This window comes from Streptomyces sp. RLA123, assembly GCF_056270165.1.
Window position 1 is genome coordinate 3,890,140 of sequence record NZ_JBWDOR010000003.1, and the last position, 19,404, is coordinate 3,909,543.

A 19,404-nucleotide genomic window follows, 5' to 3' on the forward strand; every position below is an offset into this window, starting at 1 on the left:
TCCTGCTGACCGGAGTCTCGACGGGGACCGGGAGGCCCTCTTGCCCGACAAACTCAAGATCGACTACGACGTCCTCAACGATGCCAAGAAGGACCTGGAGAACCTGGCCGGCAGCATCGGGCCGCTCCTCGACCACAGCCTGTTCTCGCAGCTGGGCCAGGGCGACGGCTACACCGTGCTGGGCGACGCCGGGCTGGCCGAGGCGCTCAGCGACTTCTACAACAACGCCCAGAGCACGATGAGCCGGGCGGACAAGGGCCTGAAGGAACTGGCCGGTGCCTTCGGGTCGGTCGGCGAGGCGTTCATGTCCTTCGACTCCGGACTCGCCCAGGGCATGGGCATCACGGGCAACAACCTGGCCCTGCAGAACTACTTCCACGACAAGGACCTGTGGGACTACAAGCAGGCCCACCTCAAGGACTGCGTGCCCGGCCCGGACGGCACGATGCCGGACTTCTGCTCCGCCACGAATCCCGGCGACCAGCCGCCCCTGCATCAGCAGATCGACACCTCGCGCGGCAGCGTCGTCACGGATCTGACGCTCGACGCGAACCACCACGTGATCAAGGAGGTGTCGACCGTCACCTACGACGGCAAGACGTACACCTCGACCACGAACTACAGCTCCGACGGGCTGAACTACACGACGGACACCTCGTACCCGGACGGAAGCACGGTCCACTCGGTGACCAGCCTCCACAGCGACGGCAGCGGCACCATGACCGTCACCGGCAGCGACGGCGACCACACCGAGTACACCCGCGGGCCCAAGGACGGCTCCGGCAAGCAGCCGGACTGGCAGCCGGTCGACGGCGACGACGGCCCGAACGGCTCGGGATCCGGGTCCGGCAGCCACAACGGCGGCGACCGGCCGCCCCCGCACCCGCCCGGCGGCACCAACCCGCACATCGCGTAGCCCTCCCCCGGTACCCCCACCGACAATCCAGAACGGACAGGACGACCATGGCTTACAACGGCATCAACCTCGACTACGCCAAGATCGAGGAGGTCGTGGCCCTGCTCCACGACGCCCACGAGAACCTGCTCCCGGTGCTGAGCAACCTGCGCAACCGGGTCAACACCCTCGTCGACGACGGCATGGTCTTCCAGCAGTCCAGTGAGGTCATCCGGACGACCTACAACAACTTCGACACCAGCCTGCTGGCCGCCGTGAAGGGCATCAACGACTTCTCGGAGATGTTCAAGGGCATCAAGGACAACGCGATCCAGTTCGACCAGGGCATCAGCAGCAGCCTCACCAAGGGCTGATCGCCGGACGGCGAAGCAGGGCGAAGCACGGCGAACACACAGAAGGGGCCGGACGGGAAGCGCGCTTCCCGTCCGGCCCCTTCGCCGTTCCGGCGCGCTACTCGGCGCGCAGCGTCGTCAACGGCACCTGGACGGCCATCACCGTGCCGCCCGGGCCCGCGGTCCAGCCGCGACCCGGGTGGGCGACCGACCGTACGACGCTCTGCGGCAGCCGTACACCGATCAGATCGCCCTCGGACAGGGTCTTCGGGCCGAGCAGCAGGCCACGGCGGGCGCGCTTGGCGCTGACCGTCCAGCCGCTGAGGCCGCCCTGGAGTCCGTCGGCGGAGGCGGCGTAGACCAGGCCGAGGCCCTGGTCGCGGCCGGAGACCGTGATCTCCTTGAGGAGTTTGTCCGCGGCCGGGTTCATCAGCAGGTCGGCGTCGTCGACCATCACCACCCGGGGGCCGTGCAGCGCGTCGAGCGCCGCCCGCACGTCGTCCGCCGACGGGTCCGGCTCGGTGAGCACCCGGGCCGTCGCGTGCCGGGCGAGCGCCCGCAGCGGCGACTCGCGGGGGGTCAGGACGACCAGCGAGGTACCGCCGGCCAGCAGCGAGACGGCCAGCGAGGCAAGGGCGTTGCTGCGTCCGGACCCGGCGGGGCCGAGCACGCCGAACACCGAGGACGAGCCGGCGAGGTCCGCACCGACGGGCTCGCCGGAGTCGCCGCCGACGCCCAGCAGGCCCCACAGCGGGCGCCGGGAGGCGGCGGGCACCTTGTCGTACGTCTCCGCGAACTCCACCGACCGCGGCAGCGAGGCGATCTGGAACGGCCGGCGCTCCTGCGGCACCCGGGCGTCCCGCCTGCGGGCGGTCTCGCCGATCGAGCGGAGCGCCTCGGCCTGCTCGGTGCCGCCGCCCGGGGCGAGCTGCGCCACCTGGGTCTCGGTGCCGGTCAGGACATGCCAGCCGCGGCCGGGCGGGATGTGCGACGGGATCTTGCCGGGCATCAGGCCGACTGCCTGGTAGTCGCTGCGGTCACCCTGCCGCAGCAGCAGCTTGTGGTCGTTGTGGGCGGCCATCCGCCCGCCCAGCAGGGAGCGTTCGGAGGTGGCGACGACATGGATGCCGGCTCCCGCGCCCTCGCGCACCAGCCGGATCACCTCCTGGACCAGCTGGCCGTGGTCGTGCTCGTCGAGGATGACGGACAGCGAGTCCCAGCCGTCGACGAGCAGCAGGATGTGCGCGGGACGCTCGGCCGCCGGGAGCAGCCGGCGCAGTTCGGCGATGCCGGTGGCGTTGTGCTGCTGCGCCAGATCCTGACGATTCGTCAGCTCCTGGTTGAGGCGGCGCAGCAGGCGCCCGAGTCGCTCCATGTCATGCCGGGAGACCACGGCACCGCAGTGCGGCAGCGCGCTGAGGGCGGCCAGACCGCCGCCGCCCGCGTCGATCCCGTACAGGTGCACGTCCGCGCTGCTCACCTTGCGCGCGGCGGAGCCGGCCAGGGTGCGCAGCACCTGGGTGCGGCCGGAGCGCGGGGAGCCGATGACGTACAGGTGCCCGAAGGACGAGAGGTCGGCCACGGCCACCCGGCGCTGCTGGAGCTGCGGCACGTCCTCCAGCGCGTACGGGATGAGCAGCCGCCCCTCGCGGGCGGAGCCGAACGCGTCGAGGTCGTCCAGGACCAGTGCGTCCTGGAGCGGCGGGAGCCAGGGGCTGGGCTGGGGGGTGAAGTCCTCCAGCCCGTCCGCGGCCGCGCGGATCTCGGCGACGAGTTCCTGGAGGTCGGTCGGTGCCGGGCTCTGCGGTGCGACGGCGGCCGCGGCGGGCTCGGCGGGCAGGACGGCGGGCCGCCCCAGCCCGTCCCACGACAGTTCGCCGACGCGGACCGCCTTGCGGGCCCCGGCCTGCGGCTCGGGGGTTCCCTCCGCCCGCGGGCGCGGACGCTCGGCGCCGACCCAGGCGGTCTGGAACGGCTCTGCCGACTTCGGCCCGCGGCGGATCAGGGCGCGTCCCGGGGTGGCGGGCGAGATGTCGCCCGCGTCCCGGGTGTCGATGATGTCCTGGCTCTCGGTCTGGTCGGTGACCCGCAGCGCGATGCGCAGGTTGGTGTTGGCCCGGATGTCGCCGGTCACCACACCGGCCGGGCGCTGGGTGGCCAGGATCAGGTGGATGCCCAGCGAACGGCCGCGCTGGGCGATGCTGATGAGGCCGGGCACGAATTCGGGCACCTCGCGCACCAGGGTCGCGAACTCGTCGATGACCAGCAGCAGCCGGGGGAGCGGCGCGAGCGTGGGGTCGGCGGCGCGCTTGGCGCGGTACTCGGGATGGTCCTTGGCATCGGCGGCGGCGAGCACCTGCTCGCGGCGGCGCAGTTCGGCGCCGAGCGACTCCAGGGCCCGTTCCACCAGGTGGGCGTCGAGGTCGGTGACCATGCCCAGGGTGTGCGGGAGGTGCGCGCACTCCTTGAAGGCGCTGCCGCCCTTGTAGTCGACGAGGACGAAGGTCAGCTCGTCGGGCCGGTTGGCGGCGGCGAGGGAGGCCACGAAGGTCTGCAGCAGCTCGGACTTGCCGGAGCCGGTGGTCCCCGCGACCAGGCCGTGCGGGCCGTCCTGCACCAGGTCCAGGGAGAGCGGCCCGTCGAAGCCGCTGCCGAGCACGAAGGAGGTGGACGCGGGCCGGTTCCGCCAGCCCTCCAGAAGGGCTTCCGCGTTGGGCGGCTCCTGGCCCAGCAGGTCCAGCAGCCGTACCCGCTGTGGGAGTCCGGCGTCGTGCTCGGGGCTGACGTCCCGGACGGGCGCCAGCGCGCGGGCCAGTTGCTCGCACCACTGCGCCGCGACCTGGTCGGCGCGGACCGCCGGGACGTCGGGGGTGCCGGGGCGCTTGACGGTCAGCCGGCCGCCGGTGGCGAGCACCACGCCGGTGCTCTCCTCGGGCAGCAGCCGCTCCTGCTCGTCCAGGCAGAGGCTGAAGACACGCACGCCCGGGCCCTCGGTGAGCACCTGCACCATGCCGGGCACGTCGCGCAGCCGGCGGGCGCCGTCGGCGATCACCAGCACGTCGGCCTCACGGAAGCCGGCGTTGCGGTCCGCCCCGATCGCGCGCTTGCGGGACTCGATCTGCGAGACCAGCTCGCCGACCCGGGCGTTGGTGGACTCCGCGTCGTTGCCGATCAGGACGACGGGCCCGGCCGAGCCGGCGGGGCGCAGGTGCGGCAGCCACCGCACCCAGGCCCAGTCGGCGGCCCGCTCGGGCGCGGTGAGGACGATGACCCGCAGGTCGCGGGGGCTGTGCAGAACGGCCGCCTGCATCACCAGCCAGCGGGCGAGCGGCTGTACGTCCGCCGCGGGACCGGCCATGCCGACCACGCCGTGCGCCGGGATGTCGACGCCGATGGGGGTGTCGGGGATGTTCCAGCGGATCGCGCGGTGGTTCTCGTCGCGGGAGGGGTCCTCCAGCTCGCGCAGCGAGGGCTGGTCGGCGGTGCCAAGGCGCAGCACGAGGTGGTCGGGGTCGTGGCGGCGCCGCTCCCACAGCCGGCCGCCGGGGCCGGTGGCGATGAGGGCGACGGCGGCCGGGTCCGGCCCGGTGATGTCGCGCACGGTGCGCTCCCGGGCGACCGCCTCGCGGACGCCCTCCTCCAGCGTGGCGCGGCGCCGGGCGTACTGCCGCTCCGCCTCCTCGTAGTCCTTGCGGGCGGTGCGCCGGCCGGTGGCCCAGTTGGAGACCAGCATGGTGGGGCCGAGCAGGATGAAGACGATGAAGTAGTACGACTTGAAGATGCTGATCATGAACAGGCCGAGGATCACCGGCGACAGCATCATCACGGCCGGGAAGGGACGCTTGTTCGGCGGCGACGGCGGCGACGGCAGCCGGACCCGTTCGGCGTCCAGGTGCGGGGCGATCCGCGGCGGGCGGTTGTAGTCGATCCCGTACCCGTCGGCGGACGGGGTGACGGCGGCGTCCGCCTCGACCGGCGCGCTGAGCCGCAGCAGCACCGATCCCACGGTCAGGTCCTCCCCGGCCGGCCAGGGCACGGGCTGCCCCGGGGCGCCGGTGCGCTCGGTGGCCACCCGCAGCGGGCGGGGACGACGCAGGGCGGTGACGGCGTCGTCCGGCGGCGGGGCCGCCACGCGCGCCCGCACCGATCCGCCGGGCTCCTCGGACGTGCGGTGCCAGGACGCGGTCCCGTCGGGGGCGACCGTCACCCACAGGCCGCGGGCGGGCACGCCCCCGGCCAGGGCGTCGAGCCGGATGGCGCACAGCGGGTCGGAGCCGATCTCGTGGCTGCCGGGGCCGAGCCGCCAGGTGCGTCCGGCGCCGGGGCCGGACACCACGTGCACCTCGGCCAGTTCCAGCTCGTCGTCGCCGGCGAGCCGCACCAGGTCGGCGGCCACGGCGGGGCCGCCGAGGCCCAGCAGGCCCCCGTCCCGGACACCGGCGCCGGCAACGCGGGCGGCGGGGTCCAGGCGGTGGCCGCCCGTGTACAGGGGCCGGGCGGCGGGTGCGGCGGCGGCCGCCCACTCCGGCCCGGAGCCGGCCCCGGTGGCCGGCGCGTGCTGCTGCTCCAGTGCCGCGGCGAGTTCCCCGACGGTGGCGTCGGCGGGGAGCCGCAACTGGTGGTCGCGGCGGAGTCCGTCCGCGCTGTCCACGGTGGTGATGGTGAGGTTCACGGTTTCCCGTCGGTGCGTCAGGGCGTCTGAGGTGCTGCGGAGACGCCGGCGATGCCGGAGGTCGTGGGCTCGGCGAGGTCGTCGTCGGCGAGGCCGTCCGCGGCGGCGGGGCGCCGTGCGGCCGGTGCGGCGGCCGGTGCCGGTGCGGCCTCGGAGGTGACCCCGAGCGCGAAGTCGGGCTCGGCCAGATCGTCGTGGGGTGCCGCGGCGACACCGGCGGGCAGGACGTCGGGGTGCACGACGGGCGCGAGGACGACCGGCGGCTCGTCGTCCGGCCCGGCCGAGGCCGGGTAGGGCGGCAGGTCGTGCAGGGCCTTGACCACCGCGCGCGACAGCGGCAGGGCGTCGATCCGCCCGACCGCGGGGGCGCCGTGGACGGTGAGCATCCCGTCCCGTGCCACGGCCAGCAGCCGCACCCGGCCCCGGGCGGCGCCCAGGGTCAGCAGCCGCACGCCGTCCGGCAGCGGCCGGTCGACCGGCTCCGCGCACACCGCGAAGGCGATCCCGGGCTGGTCCACGATCTCCGCCGCCGGCCGCCCCGTGTGCCGCGGGTGCACCCCGGCCGCGACCGCGACCGAGCCCGCCGGCAGCCGGACCTCCAGCTGGGCGGCGAGGGCCTGGAGCACCGCGCGGGAGGCGCGCGGTGCGCCGTGCACGGAGACCGCGGGCGGCCCGGTGTACAGGTCCAGCAGCACCACGTTGCGTCCGTCGGTGCCCGCGCAGACCAGCAGCGGCACGGCGGCGGCGCCGGTGTCCTGCGCGTTCTCCCCGTTCTCGGGGTACTCGGCGTTCTCGGGGTACTCGGCGTTCTTGGTGTCGGCCACGTCCGCGCGGGCGATCCACCACAGGCGCGGGTCGGCGGCGTCCGCCGCCCACGGCTCGGGCGGTACGGGCACCTCGGTGCCCTGCGCCGTACCGGCGGCGACCAGCACGCCCACCAGGTCGGGCCCGGCCAGCACGCCGTACGGGAGGGCCGCCGGGTCGACGGCCGCGGCCCGGGTCATGGCCCGCTCCGCGTCGGCCCACAGGGCCGGGTCCCTCAGGAGCCGCAGCAGCAGCCGCAGCCGGCGCCGGTAGCGCACCTCGGTGCGCACCGGCACGGTGAACGCCCGCACCGTCAGACGCACTTCGTGTCGCGTGCGGCGGAACAGGGCCTTCCAGCCGCCGCCGCGCCGCACCAGCCAGTGCGTCACCGTCACGACGAGGATGACGGCGCCGGCCAGGCCGAGCCAGGCGGTCAGCCCGCCCCCGGCGATCATGCGGCGTCCCTTCCGCGCACGGCGTCGCCCGCCGGTCCGGCGAGCCCGCGGGCGCCGAGTTCGTCGCGCAGCGCCCGGATGCCGTGGTGGGTACGGGACTTGACCGTCCCCCGCGGCACGCCCAGGGCGCGGGCCACGTCCTCCCCGGTCTGCCCGAGCAGGTGGACCCGGGCCACCGCCTCGCGGTGCGCGGGGGCGAGTGCGTGCAGGGCCTCGACCAGCACGTGGCGGTCCCCGACCTCCTCGGCGTGGTCCGGGACGGACGCGGTGGTCGCCGCGGCGAAGTCGTCCGGTGTGACCCCGATGGGCACGGCACGGTTCCTGCGGACCCGGTCGGCCACGAGGTTGCGGGCCACCCGGAACAGCCACATGCGGATCGGCCGCTCGCGCCACTCCAGGAGCGGGGCGAGCTGCCAGGCCCGCAGCAGGGTCTCCTGGACCACGTCCTCCACGGTGTGGGGGTCGCGTCCGATCAGCCCCGTGACGAAGCGGCGGAGGCTGTCCCGTTCGGCGAGGAGGAGCGCGACAGCGTCCTCTTCCCCGCCTGTGCGGCCATGGTCGACGAGGCTCACGACCTCTCCCCAGGGATCGAAGATGATTGCGGCGGTGATTAAATCAGCGCCCACGACAGGACGCACAACCGCAGTCGGGCAACATCGGCCGGCATTCGGCCATCCGTTCCCAGCCGCGATCGTACAGTGGCAGGAGTTCGCTACGGTGTGGGTGCTCCCGTGACGCCGACGCTGCCGCGACGGGGACGCTGGCCTTTTCCTATGCCCCCTGTGATGTTTTCCGATGAATTCTTCGCGCCTTTGAGGAGACGTCGTGCCGTCCGTTCTCTCTTCCGGTTCCTCCGGCAGTCCGTCCGAGGACCGGACCGGTGACCCGGCGGCACCGTTCACCGAGACCTTCGCCCGCCGTCCCGCCCAGCCGCGACGCGGACTGCTGCCCGGCAGGCGGGTGTGGATCACCGCCGTCGGGGCGGTGGCGCTGGCCGTGGCCGGTGTCCTGATCGTGCCCCTGATCGGGCGGATCGACCTGTTCTCGGAGTCGCCCGCGACCTCCGTCCGGACGGTCGCCGAAAACGCTCCCGAGCCCGGGGCGACCGCCTCCGGCAGCCCCGGTGCCCCCTCCGCGCGGCCCGGGCGGCACGGCGCGCCCGGTGGCTCCCGGCCGTCCGGAGCGGCCGGCACGGGTGGTCAGGGCACAGGCGGTCAGGGCACGGGCGGCGCCGGGCTGCCCGCCGGCGGCAGCGGAACGTCGGGGCAGCAGACCGGGACCGGGGGGCAGGACCACACCGCCGGCACCCCGCACACCGGCGGCGCCACCGCGACCGCCACCGGCAAGCCCGCCGGCGGCTCGGGGGGTTCGGGCGGTTCGGGAAGCACCGGCGGGTCCGGCGGCTCCGGGAAGCCCCCGGTCGTGCCCGGTACGGGCCTGATCGGATCGGCGTCCGGCCGGTGCATCGACATCACCGACGCCACCGGCGGCACGGCCAAGGACGGCACCCCGCTGCAGCTCTGGAACTGCGACGGCATGGCCAACCAGAAGTGGGTCTTCGCCTCCGACGGCAGCCTGCGCGCGATGGGCCTGTGCATGGACGTGGCCTGGGGATCCACCGCCAACGGCGCGGTCATCCAGCTCGCGAACTGCCGGGGCAACGGGGCCCAGCAGTTCTACCTGAGCGCCGCGGGCGACCTGGTGAACCAGCAGGCCGACAAGTGCGTGGACGTGCTGGACGAGGGCACCGGCTCCGGCACGCGGTTGCAGCTGTGGACGTGCAACGGCCAGTCCAACCAGAAGTGGCGCAAGGGCTGATCCGCCCCGGCGCTCAGACGGCCGCCGGCTTGCGCAGCAGCAGGAGCGCGGCATCGTCGTGGAGGCGGCAGCCGACGTGGCTGAGCAGTTCGTCGCTGAGCGCGGTCAGGGTGCGGGACGGCTCGTCGGTCAGGTGCAGCGGGACCCGGTCGGCGCTCGGGTAGAACTCGCGAGCGCGGCCTCGATGACTCCGTCGGTGCAGAGCAGCAGTCGGTCGCCGTCGGCGAACGGCGGCACCTGGAGGGCCGGGGTCTGGCCGGTCAGGGCCCGCAGCCCGGGCGGCGGCGTCGGGCGCCGCGGTTCGACGGGCAGGATGCCGCCGTCGCTGCGCATCAGCAGCGGCGGCGCGGGGCCGCGGTTGACGACCTCCAGGCGGTCGGCGCCGGGCCGCCCCGCACTCATTCCACACCCACCGGCAACGCGCCCCCCTCAAGACCGGCACGCGCCGGCCTCCCCCGCCGGGCAGATCCCCGGCCCCGCGGCGGGGCGCCATGACGCGTCACAGGACCAGCGCCAGCACGAGCAGGGCCACCACCAGTGCCGCCACCCCCACCGCGGTCGCCCGCAGTACCCGCTGCCGGGACGGGAGCGGGACGACCTCCAGACCGGAACGACCGGGGAAGACGTAGAAGACCCGGTCCGGCTCCTGGTCGGCGGCGAGCCGGGCGAGGGGCAGATGGCGGATGGTGACGCGGCGCGCGACCTCGCCGGCGGTGCGGCCCAGCAGGGGGGCGATCGCGTTGTGGTGCTCGTCCTCCAAGTCGGCCGGCAGATCGGCGCGGGACGAGGTCAGGACCGTCTCGCGCCAGTCCCCGGCGGACCGGGCGCGGCGCCGTGCCCGGCCGGGCGGCCGTTTCTCCGGCAGCGTCACCGCGTCGGTGCGGTCGCGCTCCTCGATGACGGCGCCCGTCCATGTGGTGATCGCGCCGGTGCCGCCGCAGGCGTCGTGCGGGACGGTGCCGGACCCTTTGCACTGCGGACACGGGACGGAGCCGCGGCCCGCGCACTTGGGACACTCCGTACGGGCGCGGCCCGCGCACTTGGGGCAGGCCGCGTGCGGGCTGCGGCACTTCGCGCAGCGGACGCGCTCGGACGAGGCCGCGGCCGGGACCCGGGCGGTACCGTCCGCCGCACCACGGCGCGCGGACGCGCGGCCACGGGAGCGGCCGGTGCCCTCGCACGCCGTGCAGGGGTCCAGACCGCGGCAGGCGGCGCAGACGACCGTGGTGTCGCAGGGCAGGTCACCGCGGCCCTCGCACCGCTTGCAGTGCCACGTCCCGTTGCCGCATTCGCAGGGCCGCTCGCGCAGCGAGTCCCGCTGGACGAGCTCGATCCGCCGCGGCCGGCCGGGCTCCGGCGGCGGGTCGGTCCTGTGGGCCGCCAGGTCGGTGTAGACCGCGCGCTTCGACAGGTCGATACGGCCCTTGTGGGTCCGCGCGCTCTCGGTGCGCGTCTGCGTGGTCCGTACGATCCGGCAGTCCAGCAGCGAGTGCCAGGAGATCCGCACGGCGGTGGGGGAGCCGAAACGGACGGGCCCGCCGCTCCGCTCGGACAGGTACCCCTCCACTGCCCGGAGGATGTCCTCGTCGGTCGGCGGTGCGGACGGCATTCCGTACAAGGCGTCAACTCCCCATCTCCGGCGGATCAGAAGCGAACAGACCGCAGCGTACGGTCGCCCCGACGCGCCATCAAGAAGACGGGAGTTCACCGGGACACACGTGCCACAGCCGCCCCTCCCGACCCTCCGGCCACGCGCGCGGCCGGCCGCAGCGGGAGAGCGTGTCCAGGGAACACGCCCTCCGGCTCCCGCAGGCGGTGCAGCAGGATCCCCTCGCGGAGCGCCCAGGGGCACACCTGGAGACGCTCGACGCGGAACAGGTCCATGAGCGCCTCCGCGACGACGGCGCCGGCGAGGATCTGCCGGGCGCAGGTCGCCGAGACCCCGGGCACCCGCGCGCGGTCGGCGGCGGACAGGGCCGCCGGCCGTGGGATCCACCCGCCAGAGCCGCCCGGTCGAGGGTGCGCGGCACCTGCGGGCCCGCCTCGGGACGGGGGGCGCCGGTGAGGCAGGCGAGCTGGGTGAAGGTCTTGGATGCGGCGACGCTCAGGTCGGGCCGCGGCAGCCCGCCCACCACGGCCGCGGGCCGGGCGAGGACCGAACGGACGTGACGGCGCGGGGCCTTGACGTCCTCGCCCCGGCTCGGGCCGCCCGCGGGGAGGTGGTCGCGGGTCAGCCGCCCCGCGCCCAGCGGCAGGGAGACGGCGAACACCGGCTCGCGGCCCGGCCCGTGGGCGATCTCCAGCGAGCCGCCCCCGATGTCGAGCAGGAGGAGGGTCCCGGCGGACCACCCGTACCAGCCCCGTGCGGAGAGGAAGGTCAGCCGGGCCTCCTCCTCGCCGTCCATGTGGGAGACCTCCACCCCGGTGGCGGCCCGTACTTCGGCGAGCACGGCCCGGCGGTCGGCGGCGTCGCGCACGCACGACGTGGCGAACGGCAGCAGCACGTCGACGTGGTGGGCCTCCGCGACGGCGACCGCCTCGCCCACCGCCGCGGCCGGCCGGAGCACCGCCGCGTCGTCGATCGTCCCGGAGCGGTCCGTGCCCGCGGCCGGCCGGATCGCCTGCTTGTGGGAGGTGACCGGCCCCGGCGGGAGCCCCGGCATGAGATCCGCGATACGCAGGTGGGCGGTGTGCGGGCCGATGTCGAGCAGGGCGATTCTCGTACCCCGCGGCTACCCTCGCCATGCCCGGTTCACCGGTCCGCCGGGGGCCCGCCCGCGGTCGCGGCGGAACCGCGACCGCGTCCGCCGGGCCCCGCGCGGGGCCCGGCATGACGGCGCGTCAGGGGCGGCCGAGGGCGCGGTACTCCCAACCCGCGGTGCGCCACTGGACGGGGTCCAGGGCGTGCCGGCCGTCCACGATACGGCGGGAGGCGACCACGGCGCCCATCGCCTCGGGGTCGATCTGCCGGAACTCGGTCCACTCGGTGAGCAGGACCACGACGTCGGCGCCGGCCGCCGCGGAGAGCGCGTCAGTGCCGTAGGACAGCTCCGGGTGGCTGCGCCGCGCGTTCTCGGTGGCGGCCGGGTCGACGACGGTGACGTGGGCGCCGAGCTCGTGCAGGGTGCTCGCGACGTCCAGGGCGGGGGCGTCGCGGATGTCGTCGGAGTTGGGCTTGAAGGCGGCGCCGAGAGCGGTCACCCGCACTCCGGTGAGGTCGCCGCCCACCACCTCGCGCACGAGGTCGACGGTGCGGGCGCGGCGGCGCTTGTTGATGCCGTCCACCTCGCGGAGGAAGGCCACGGCCTGGCCGACGCCGAGCTCCTCGGCACGGTGCGCGAAGGCCCGGATGTCCTTGGGCAGGCAGCCGCCGCCGAAGCCGAGGCCGGGCTTGAGGAAGCGCCCGCCGATCCGGTCGTCGTAGGCCAGCGCCTCGGCGAGACCGGTGACGTCACCGCCGGTGGCCTCGCAGACCTCGGCCATGGCGTTGATGTACGAGATCTTGGTGGCGAGGAAGGAGTTGGCGGCGACCTTGACCAGTTCGGCGGTGGTGAGGTCGGTGACGACCACGGGGGTGTCGCGGGCGATCACCGGGGCGAAGGCGGCACGCAGCTGCTCCTCGGCCCAGGCCGAGGCGGTGCCGAAGACCAGCCGGTCCGGGCGCAGGGTGTCGTCCACGGCGTAGCCCTCGCGCAGGAACTCGGGGTTCCAGGCGAGTTCGACCTCGGCGCCGGCCGGTGCGGTGTTCCGCACCAGTTCGGTGAGCCGGGCCGCGGTGCCCACGGGGACGGTGGACTTGCCGACGACCAGGGCGCGCCGGCGCAGGTGGCGGGCGAGTTCGGTCACCGCGCTGTCGACATAGGTCATGTCGGCCGCGTCGGAGCCCCGCTGCTGGGGCGTGCCCACGCAGATGAAGTGGACGTCGCCGAACTCGGCGGCCTCCTCGAAGCTGGTCGTGAAGCGCAGCCGCCCGGAGTCCAGCGCCTTGGCGAGCAGTTCGGGCAGGCCCGGCTCGAAGAACGGCACCTCGCCCCCGGACAGACGCTCGATCTTGCCCGGGTCGACGTCCACGCCCAGGACGTCGAAGCCGAGTACGGCCATGCAGATGGCGTGCGTGGCACCGAGGTATCCGGTGCCGATGACGGTGAGGCGGGGGACCGTCCCGTCGGCTTCGCCGGGTCTGGCGCCGGCGACGTCCTCCGCGAGGGTGATGGCTGCCATGATCGCTCCAGGGTGTCTCGGTGTCTTCGCGTGTCGGGGTTGGTGCGGGACGCCGCGGATCGCCGGGTCCCGGGCCTGTCGGGGCGTTTCGGGGCGTGACCGGCTGCCGCGGCGGCCCGTCCGGGAGGACGGGCCCCGCGCGGCGGTGCGACCGGACTGCGGCGGGGTGGGCCTGATCCGCCGCGTCAGCTGGCGCAGTCGGTGTTGGTCAGGCCCTTCCCCGCGCCGGTGGCCTTGTTGTCACAGGCCACCTTGTTGCCGTTGACGGGTGTGAGGTTGAAGCCGTAGCCCGGGCCGTCCACGTGCGCGACGTTGCCCTTGAAGGTGTTGCCGCGGCCCCAGCCCTTGAGGATCTCGTGCGTCTGGAAGCCGTCCTCGGCCGCGTGGCTACCGGTGTTGAAGGAGATCGTCCAGCTGTTGCCCTTGACGTCGACCCACGAGTCGTTGTGGTCCCCGGACAGGTCGGAGCCGTCGAAGGTGTTGCGGGTGACGGTGCCCCCGGTGGTGCCTTCCTTGATGTCGATCGACTCGGCGGTGGTCGCGCTGATGCGGTTGCCGGTGACCACGTTGCGGTCGCTGTTGTCCGGCTTGCACTTGCTGACCGTGCACCAGTTGGACTCGGCAGTGCCGATGTACACGCCCTCGCCGAACTTGGGCTTGCGCAGGCCGGTGTCGCGGACGGTGTTGTCGCGGACGACGTTGTCGGTGCTGAAGTTCCGCAGGTGGATGGCCTCGTCGCCGATGTGCTCCACGGTCAGGCCCTGGATGACGGCGTGCTCGACCTTGTCGGCCATCACGCCCTTCTGGCCGTTGCGCACGGTGAAGCCGACCAGCCGCCAGTAGCTGGCGCCGTCGAGGTGGAAGGCGTAGCCGCCGTCGATGTCGCCGGCGTCGATCACCGCGCCGGGACCGCCGCAGACCCAGATCGGCCGGTCGGCGGTGCCCGCGGTCTCGGCGGTGAACTTGTCCTGGTAGGTGCCGTCGGCGAGCCCGATGACGTCACCGGGCATGGCGTTGCCCAAAGCGTCGTCCAGCGAGTTGGCGTCGCTCACCATGACGGTGGGCGCCGGGCAGGTGACCGCGTCGGCGGAGGCCTTGGCGGAGTCGGTGGCCTGCGGCGAGGACGGCGACTCCGGCGCTGCGCCGAGCGGCCCGGTGACGGGCGCGGACGGTTCGTCGGACGGCTCCGCCGGGGCGGACGGCGGGGCGCTGTGCGCGGTGTCCTTCGTGGCGCCCGCGGGCGACTTGTCCCCGCCGCCGGAGACCAGCGCCACGATCAGCGCCACGACGGCGATGACGAGGGCGGCTCCGGAGACCCACATGGACCGGGTTCCCTGCTTCATTCGGCCATCACCGGAACCCGGTCCTGGCCGGCGAGGCGGACCTCGCGGACCTTGTCCTTGGGCAGCGGGCGCTTGTCCAGGTACGGGTGGCGTCCGAGCTGCTGGGAGCGGCGGCCGCGCCGGCCGAGGGCCGCGGAGAAGAGGATGAGCAGCAGGATGCCGACCCACAGCAGGGTCATCGGACTCGCGTAGTGCTTGAACTTCACCCAGAACGAGCTGGTGTCGTACCAGGCGAAGGTCTGGTTCTGCTTCATCGTGGCATCGCCGCTGGCGCGGGTGCTGTCGATGGCGCTCGGCCCGACGCCGGCGATCACGTTGTAGGAGATCGTGGATCCCCCGATGTTCCCGACCAGCGAGACCCCGTGGTTGCCCGCGTTCTCGACCGTGTTGCCGCGCACCTCGGCGACGGAGTCGCGCACGTACACGGCCGTGTCGGCGTCCTCCACGATGTTGCCGGTGACCTTGGCGCCGGTCACCCCGTCGCGGACCGAGATCCCCTGCCGGGACTGGCCGATCAGGTGGTTGCCGGTGACGGCGACCTTCTCGGCGTCCTTGCGGACCACGATGCCCATGTCACCGCCGTTGACGGTGTTGTCCTGCACGCCGACGTCGGTGCCGCCGAGGACCTCGATGCCGTAGTGGCCGTTGTCCTTGGCGGTGCTGCTGGACACGGAGTTGGAGCCGTAGTTGCTGATGGACTGACCGGAGGCGGAGGGGCCGTGGGCCAGTGCCTGGCCGCTGATGGTGAAGCCGTTGCCGCCGTTGCCGATCGCCTTGGAGCCGGTCACGCGGACCTGCTGGGTGGCGCGGGCCATGACGAAGCCGTCACCCCCGTTGTCCCGGGACTCGGTCTTCTCCACGATCGCGTTGGTCACGTAGCGGTGCAGGACGAGCCCGTCCTGGAGGCTCTTGAGGATCTTGGTGGACTCGATGGTGACCCCGGTGGAGCCGGAGGCGAACAGCCCGTAGGCGTTGCCGGTCACGGTGGAGTGGCTGACGTCCGCCGACACGTACGACAGCTTGGGCACCGTGAAGCGGCTGTCCGGAGTGCTCACCTTGCCCGCCGGGCCGACCAGCACGCCGCTGCTGCTGAGCTGGTCGAAGTCCTCATCCGTCGTGTCGTCCGGACCACTGAGGCTGCCGGTGTTGGGCCGGTCGGTTCCGGTCAGGCTCAGCCCGCCGGTGCGGCCGCTCCAGAAGCCCAGGTCGGAGACGTCCGCGTAGGTCATGGAGAACTGGCCGCCGATGGCGCGGATGTAAGCCCGTCCGTCGCGCGGGTCGGTGTCGGGCTTGTTCTTCTGCGGGTCCCAGCTGGTGACCTTGACGTGCGCCTGCGGGGCACCGTCGAGCATGATCCGGCCGCCGAAGGAGACGATGGAGACGAAGCCAAGCCGACTGCTGGCCAGGTGCAGGTTCAGCCCGCCGGGGTTGGCCAGCTGCAACTTGGCGCCGGAGTTCAGGTAGATGTTCTCGGTCAGCAGGTACGACCCGTCGGGCTTGCGCACGAAGGTCTGCGGCGCGAGCTTCAGCAGGTCGGCAATGGTGTACACCTGGCTGCGCCGGGTCAGCACGAGGGTGTAGCCGCCGACGTTCCCTGCCCGGTACGGCTTGGTGTACTTCAGGTCCTTCAGCGGCGCGACCGCGGCGATCGCGCGGATCTGGTCGAGCCGGTGGTCCTCACCGGCGACCAGCGCGGTCTGGGTCTCGGACTCCTCCGTGGTGTACTGCGAGGCCGTGTCCCCCGCGTCGTCGGCGAGGGCGGGCACGGTCGGGGCGAGCAGCAGCGCCGTGAGGGGCAGCGCCGCCGCGACGCGCAGCGCGAGGCGGGTGCGCCGCGCGGGTATCGGGCGGTTCATGAGTGGAGGGCCCCCAAGCCGGAGGTGGCGGTCGTCTGCGTCGAGCCGAGCGATGCGGAGTCCTGGCCCTCGCCGCCGATGGTGTCGCTGCTGCGGGTGAGCCAGCCCTGCTTGTTCATCGTGACGAAGGCGTAGAGCTTGATCGGAAGCGAGATCATGATGACCACCAGGGCGAGCAGCGGCAGCAGCAGCACTTCCTGGGGGTGCCGGCGCAGGTGCGAGTACCCGCGGACGCCGCGGCCGACGAGCAGCCAGATGAGCGCCAGCGCGATGCCCTGGGCGGTCAGTTCGAGGCGGCTGAAGATCAGGTAGCCGACGGCCATGCCCATGGTGACCGGGGTGAGCAGGATCTGCAGCACCGTGATCTTGGTGACCAGCGGCTGACGCCACAGCCAGCCCTTGTACACGGCGGTGAGATAGCAGCGGTAGGAGTTGCGGCTCCAGCGCACCCGCTGCTTGACGAACGCCCGGAAGGACGAGGGGAACATCGACACCGCGCGGGCGGAGGACTGGTGGACGGTCTTGTAGCCGGAGGCCAGCACCAGCCAGGTGAGCCGCCCGTCATCGCCGGCTATACAGCGGCGGCCGAGGAAGAACTCGTCCTCCAGGTTGGTCAGCACGGGCGTGATCGCCGCGCGGCGGTAGGCCGCGGTGCGCCCGGAGAGGCAGGCGACGGCTCCGGCCCGGCCCATCGCGGGGACGTAGTCGTAGTACCGGAGGTTGACCAGCCAGTCGGCTATGCGGCGCCAGACGCTGGAGCCGCGGAGGTAGACGTTCTGCTGGGTGCCGACGCCGCCGACCGCGGGGTCGACGAAGGGCATCTGCACCGCGTCCAGCAGGCCCGGCTCCCAGCGGGTGTCGGAGTCCACCAGGACGACCACCTCACCGCTCGCCGCGCGTATGCCCACGCCGAGCGCGGAGCGCTTGCCGCGGTGCTCGAAGGCGATCACACGCACCCGGGGGTCGGTCACCTGCGCCAGCCGGCGGAGCACCTCGTGGTCCTCCACGTCGGGAACGATGATCACCTCCATCGGGTTCTGCGCCAGCCAGGTGTCCAGGCAGTCCAGGAGGATGTCGGGGTCCTCCCGGTAGGCGGGCACGACGACGGAGGTGGTGGTGCGGAAGTTGTTCACCACGGGTCTCGCGAACCGGGACAGTACGGCCCGGTAGAGCCAGAGGCCCCACACGAAGATGCCGGCGAGGCCCAGTGGCATCGCGTCCCGCCAGGACGTCTCGCCGACCGTTTCCACCAGCCATGACCAGGACGAGTCCAAGAAACTCGACATGAAAAAGGCCCCCACACGAACCGGGTCAATCGGGATTGACCAATAAAGCGACGCAAGCGACTCAGGTACGGAGGAATCTAGGGCATCAAACACACCGCCTTCACGCGGGTAACGCAAACTTCACTTTGGTCACGAACGTCCCTTCATGAGGGGAAGTGCTCTCGGTGAACCTGAACCGATCGACCGGCGGCCGAAATCGACCGCCCTGGCCAACGGGGCGGAAGGACGTCACCCGCTCCCCGTCAGGCCGGGACCCTCGCAGGTTCCACCACGGCGCCGCCGCCCGGACACCCGGTCCCTGGAGCGGCGAACACTGACACTCCGTAATCTGTGTGGCGGGTATCACATCGTCACATCGAATCCGGTGAACGCGCGATGAACGCCCCCTCGGGGCAGCCGGATTGTCCGGTTCGTCCGGCGGTTCGCGAGGCGGGCCGCTACCGGTGCACCACGGGCGGTCAGTGGACCGGCGGGCCGCTGCCGGCGGGGGCGGGACGGCCGCCCGCGGGGTGGACGACATGGAACTGGGGACCGTAGGTGTGGCCGCTGCCGTCGGGGAGGGGCATGTCCATGAGGGCGACAGCGGGCTCCTCCAGCTGCGTCATCACCTTGACCGCCATGTCCAGGGCGTGAGGGTCACCTGTGGCCCAGGCGGTCTGGAGACCGCGCAGCATGTCGCTGAACCTGAGGTCGAACTGCTGGAGCAGACGGCCCGGTTCACGCGCCGGACGGGGCCAGCCGCCGGCCGGTACGACGCCCATGGGGCGGACCTCGGGGAACGGGACCAGGTCGCCGGTGAACTCCCACAGCCCGCCGACCCGGCGCAGGGCGCGCCCGTGGTAGATCTCGGCGAACGCGTAGTAGTGGCCGAGGGCGTCATGGGCCAGGTGCGCCTGGGGGGAGGAGGACGTGCCCTCGCCCTGCTCCTTGATGATCTCGATCGCCCATTCGACGTCCCCCGGCGAGGTGATCGCCCGCAGCGCGTCGCCGCCGATCCGCCCGGTCATCTGTCCGCGCGCGCCGAGTTCGGGCCGGACGTCGCGGAAGGCGTCCAGCAGCCCGTCGTAGAAGTCGCCGATCGTGGGCGGCCCGCCGAGCGAGCGCAGCAGCGGGTTCTCGGGCATCTCGATGCCCATCATCACCTCGTGGACGTACCCCTTGGTGAGCCCGGACAGGTAGACGGTGAGCTCGCTGCGGACACCGCCCGGCAGCGGCCCCGGGTACGCCGGCACCGCGCCCGCGATCCAAGGGCGGCCGCCGACGGCGGTGAGCATGTTGCAGACCAGGCCCATGTGGAACATCTCGTCCACGACGATGCTCCGGAGCCTGCGGGCCGCCTCGCCGCGGCGGTCCTTCACCGACCACCAGGCGCACAGGTAGGGCGGGATGGTCGACAGCTCCAGTTGCACGGCGATCTGCAGGGCCTGCCGGATCCAGCGCACGTCGCGGCCGGGCGCGGGGATGTCCAGCAGCCGGGCGACCGTGCCGCGCTGCACCGCCCGCGCGGGGGCGGCGGCCCGGGCCGGGCCACCGAGGACGACGGGCCCCGCAGCGGCCAGCGCGGCCGAGGCGACGAACCCCCGCCTGCCGAGGGCGCCGGTGGCGTCGTGCGCGTCGACCGGGACGTCGCCCGGTCCGTCGTCGGTGTCGTCGCGGCGCTGAGTCACCCAGTTCTCCGTCCCCGAGGAGCCGTCTGCGGAG

The 19,404-nt window shown here is 73.4% G+C and carries 12 protein-coding genes and 2 pseudogenes; 3 read left to right on the plus strand and 11 right to left on the minus strand.

All coding sequences use genetic code 11. The annotated features are described in order from the left end of the window. Positions 1 to 40 precede the first annotated feature (40 nt). Together RV983_RS17630 and RV983_RS17635 are read left to right on the plus strand one after the other, a co-directional pair. The gene (locus tag RV983_RS17630) at positions 41 to 916 is read left to right on the plus strand and encodes a hypothetical protein (RefSeq protein WP_475986725.1); all 876 of its coding nucleotides are present in this window, start codon (positions 41 to 43) and stop codon (positions 914 to 916) included. Positions 917 to 963: 47 nt separating this feature from the next. Next, the gene (locus RV983_RS17635) at positions 964 to 1,269 is read left to right on the plus strand and encodes a hypothetical protein (RefSeq protein ID WP_384290250.1); all 306 of its coding nucleotides are present in this window, start codon (positions 964 to 966) and stop codon (positions 1,267 to 1,269) included. Positions 1,270 to 1,366: 97 nt separating this feature from the next. Here RV983_RS17635 and RV983_RS17640 read toward each other — a convergent pair whose 3' ends face one another. Genes RV983_RS17640 through RV983_RS17650 form a run of 3 tightly spaced genes read right to left on the minus strand, consistent with a single transcriptional unit; the run spans position 1,367 to position 7,751 of the window. Beyond that, positions 1,367 to 5,920 carry an FtsK/SpoIIIE domain-containing protein gene (locus tag RV983_RS17640; protein ID WP_475986726.1) on the minus strand — a complete coding sequence of 1,518 codons (4,554 nt, stop codon included), beginning with the start codon at positions 5,918 to 5,920 and terminating at the stop codon, positions 1,367 to 1,369. Positions 5,921 to 5,937: 17 nt separating this feature from the next. Then, complete coding sequence (locus tag RV983_RS17645) at positions 5,938 to 7,179, minus strand: hypothetical protein (RefSeq protein WP_475986727.1); 1,242 nt, start codon at positions 7,177 to 7,179, stop codon at positions 5,938 to 5,940. Further along, positions 7,176 to 7,751 (minus strand): sigma-70 family RNA polymerase sigma factor, encoded by a 576-nt coding sequence (locus tag RV983_RS17650; RefSeq protein ID WP_475986728.1) that lies wholly within the window; start codon positions 7,749 to 7,751, stop codon positions 7,176 to 7,178. The genes RV983_RS17645 and RV983_RS17650 overlap by 4 nt, the downstream gene beginning before the upstream one ends. Positions 7,752 to 8,004: 253 nt before the next feature. Between RV983_RS17650 and RV983_RS17655 the strand changes: the two genes are divergently transcribed. After that, positions 8,005 to 8,997, plus strand: a complete 993-nt coding sequence (locus tag RV983_RS17655; RefSeq protein WP_475986729.1) for a ricin-type beta-trefoil lectin domain protein — start codon at positions 8,005 to 8,007, stop codon at positions 8,995 to 8,997. Positions 8,998 to 9,010: 13 nt separating this feature from the next. On the opposite strand, the pseudogene RV983_RS17660 reads toward RV983_RS17655, so the two are convergent. The 8 genes and pseudogenes from RV983_RS17660 to RV983_RS17695 form a co-directional block, all read right to left on the minus strand. Beyond that, a pseudogene (locus RV983_RS17660) lies at positions 9,011 to 9,393 on the minus strand (SpoIIE family protein phosphatase); the annotation flags it as partial. Between the two features lie 103 nt (positions 9,394 to 9,496). Further along, entirely contained in the window at positions 9,497 to 10,615 is a 1,119-nt protein-coding gene (locus RV983_RS17665; RefSeq protein ID WP_475986730.1) for a hypothetical protein, read from the minus strand. A gap of 86 nt (positions 10,616 to 10,701) precedes the next feature. Further along, a pseudogene (locus tag RV983_RS17670) lies at positions 10,702 to 11,660 on the minus strand (Ppx/GppA family phosphatase). A gap of 178 nt (positions 11,661 to 11,838) precedes the next feature. Continuing rightward, on the minus strand, positions 11,839 to 13,218 hold the full coding sequence (locus RV983_RS17675; RefSeq protein WP_475986731.1) for a UDP-glucose dehydrogenase family protein: 1,380 nt from the start codon (positions 13,216 to 13,218) through the stop codon (positions 11,839 to 11,841). A gap of 185 nt (positions 13,219 to 13,403) precedes the next feature. Beyond that, positions 13,404 to 14,540, minus strand: a complete 1,137-nt coding sequence (locus RV983_RS17680) for a right-handed parallel beta-helix repeat-containing protein (RefSeq protein ID WP_475986732.1) — start codon at positions 14,538 to 14,540, stop codon at positions 13,404 to 13,406. 17 nt (positions 14,541 to 14,557) lie between these two features. Further along, complete coding sequence (locus tag RV983_RS17685; RefSeq protein WP_475986733.1) at positions 14,558 to 16,417, minus strand: right-handed parallel beta-helix repeat-containing protein; 1,860 nt, start codon at positions 16,415 to 16,417, stop codon at positions 14,558 to 14,560. After that, on the minus strand, positions 16,414 to 17,703 hold the full coding sequence (locus RV983_RS17690; RefSeq protein ID WP_475986734.1) for a glycosyltransferase family 2 protein: 1,290 nt from the start codon (positions 17,701 to 17,703) through the stop codon (positions 16,414 to 16,416). The genes RV983_RS17685 and RV983_RS17690 overlap by 4 nt, the downstream gene beginning before the upstream one ends. Before the next feature lie 458 nt (positions 17,704 to 18,161). After that, the gene (locus tag RV983_RS17695; protein ID WP_475986735.1) at positions 18,162 to 19,370 is read right to left on the minus strand and encodes a ferritin-like domain-containing protein; all 1,209 of its coding nucleotides are present in this window, start codon (positions 19,368 to 19,370) and stop codon (positions 18,162 to 18,164) included. Positions 19,371 to 19,404: the final 34 nt, after the last annotated feature.

What these genes read in the sequence shown, in the direction of transcription:
- RV983_RS17635 (WP_384290250.1), top strand. Translation starts at nt 964, where the DNA reads ATGGCTTACAACGGCATCAACCTCGACTACGCCAAGATCGAGGAGGTC.
- RV983_RS17645 (WP_475986727.1), bottom strand. Translation starts at nt 7,179, where the DNA reads ATGATCGCCGGGGGCGGGCTGACCGCCTGGCTCGGCCTGGCCGGCGCC.
- RV983_RS17675 (WP_475986731.1), bottom strand. Translation starts at nt 13,218, where the DNA reads ATGGCAGCCATCACCCTCGCGGAGGACGTCGCCGGCGCCAGACCCGGC.
- RV983_RS17680 (WP_475986732.1), bottom strand. Translation starts at nt 14,540, where the DNA reads ATGTGGGTCTCCGGAGCCGCCCTCGTCATCGCCGTCGTGGCGCTGATC.
- RV983_RS17685 (WP_475986733.1), bottom strand. Translation starts at nt 16,417, where the DNA reads ATGAACCGCCCGATACCCGCGCGGCGCACCCGCCTCGCGCTGCGCGTC.
- RV983_RS17690 (WP_475986734.1), bottom strand. Translation starts at nt 17,703, where the DNA reads ATGTCGAGTTTCTTGGACTCGTCCTGGTCATGGCTGGTGGAAACGGTC.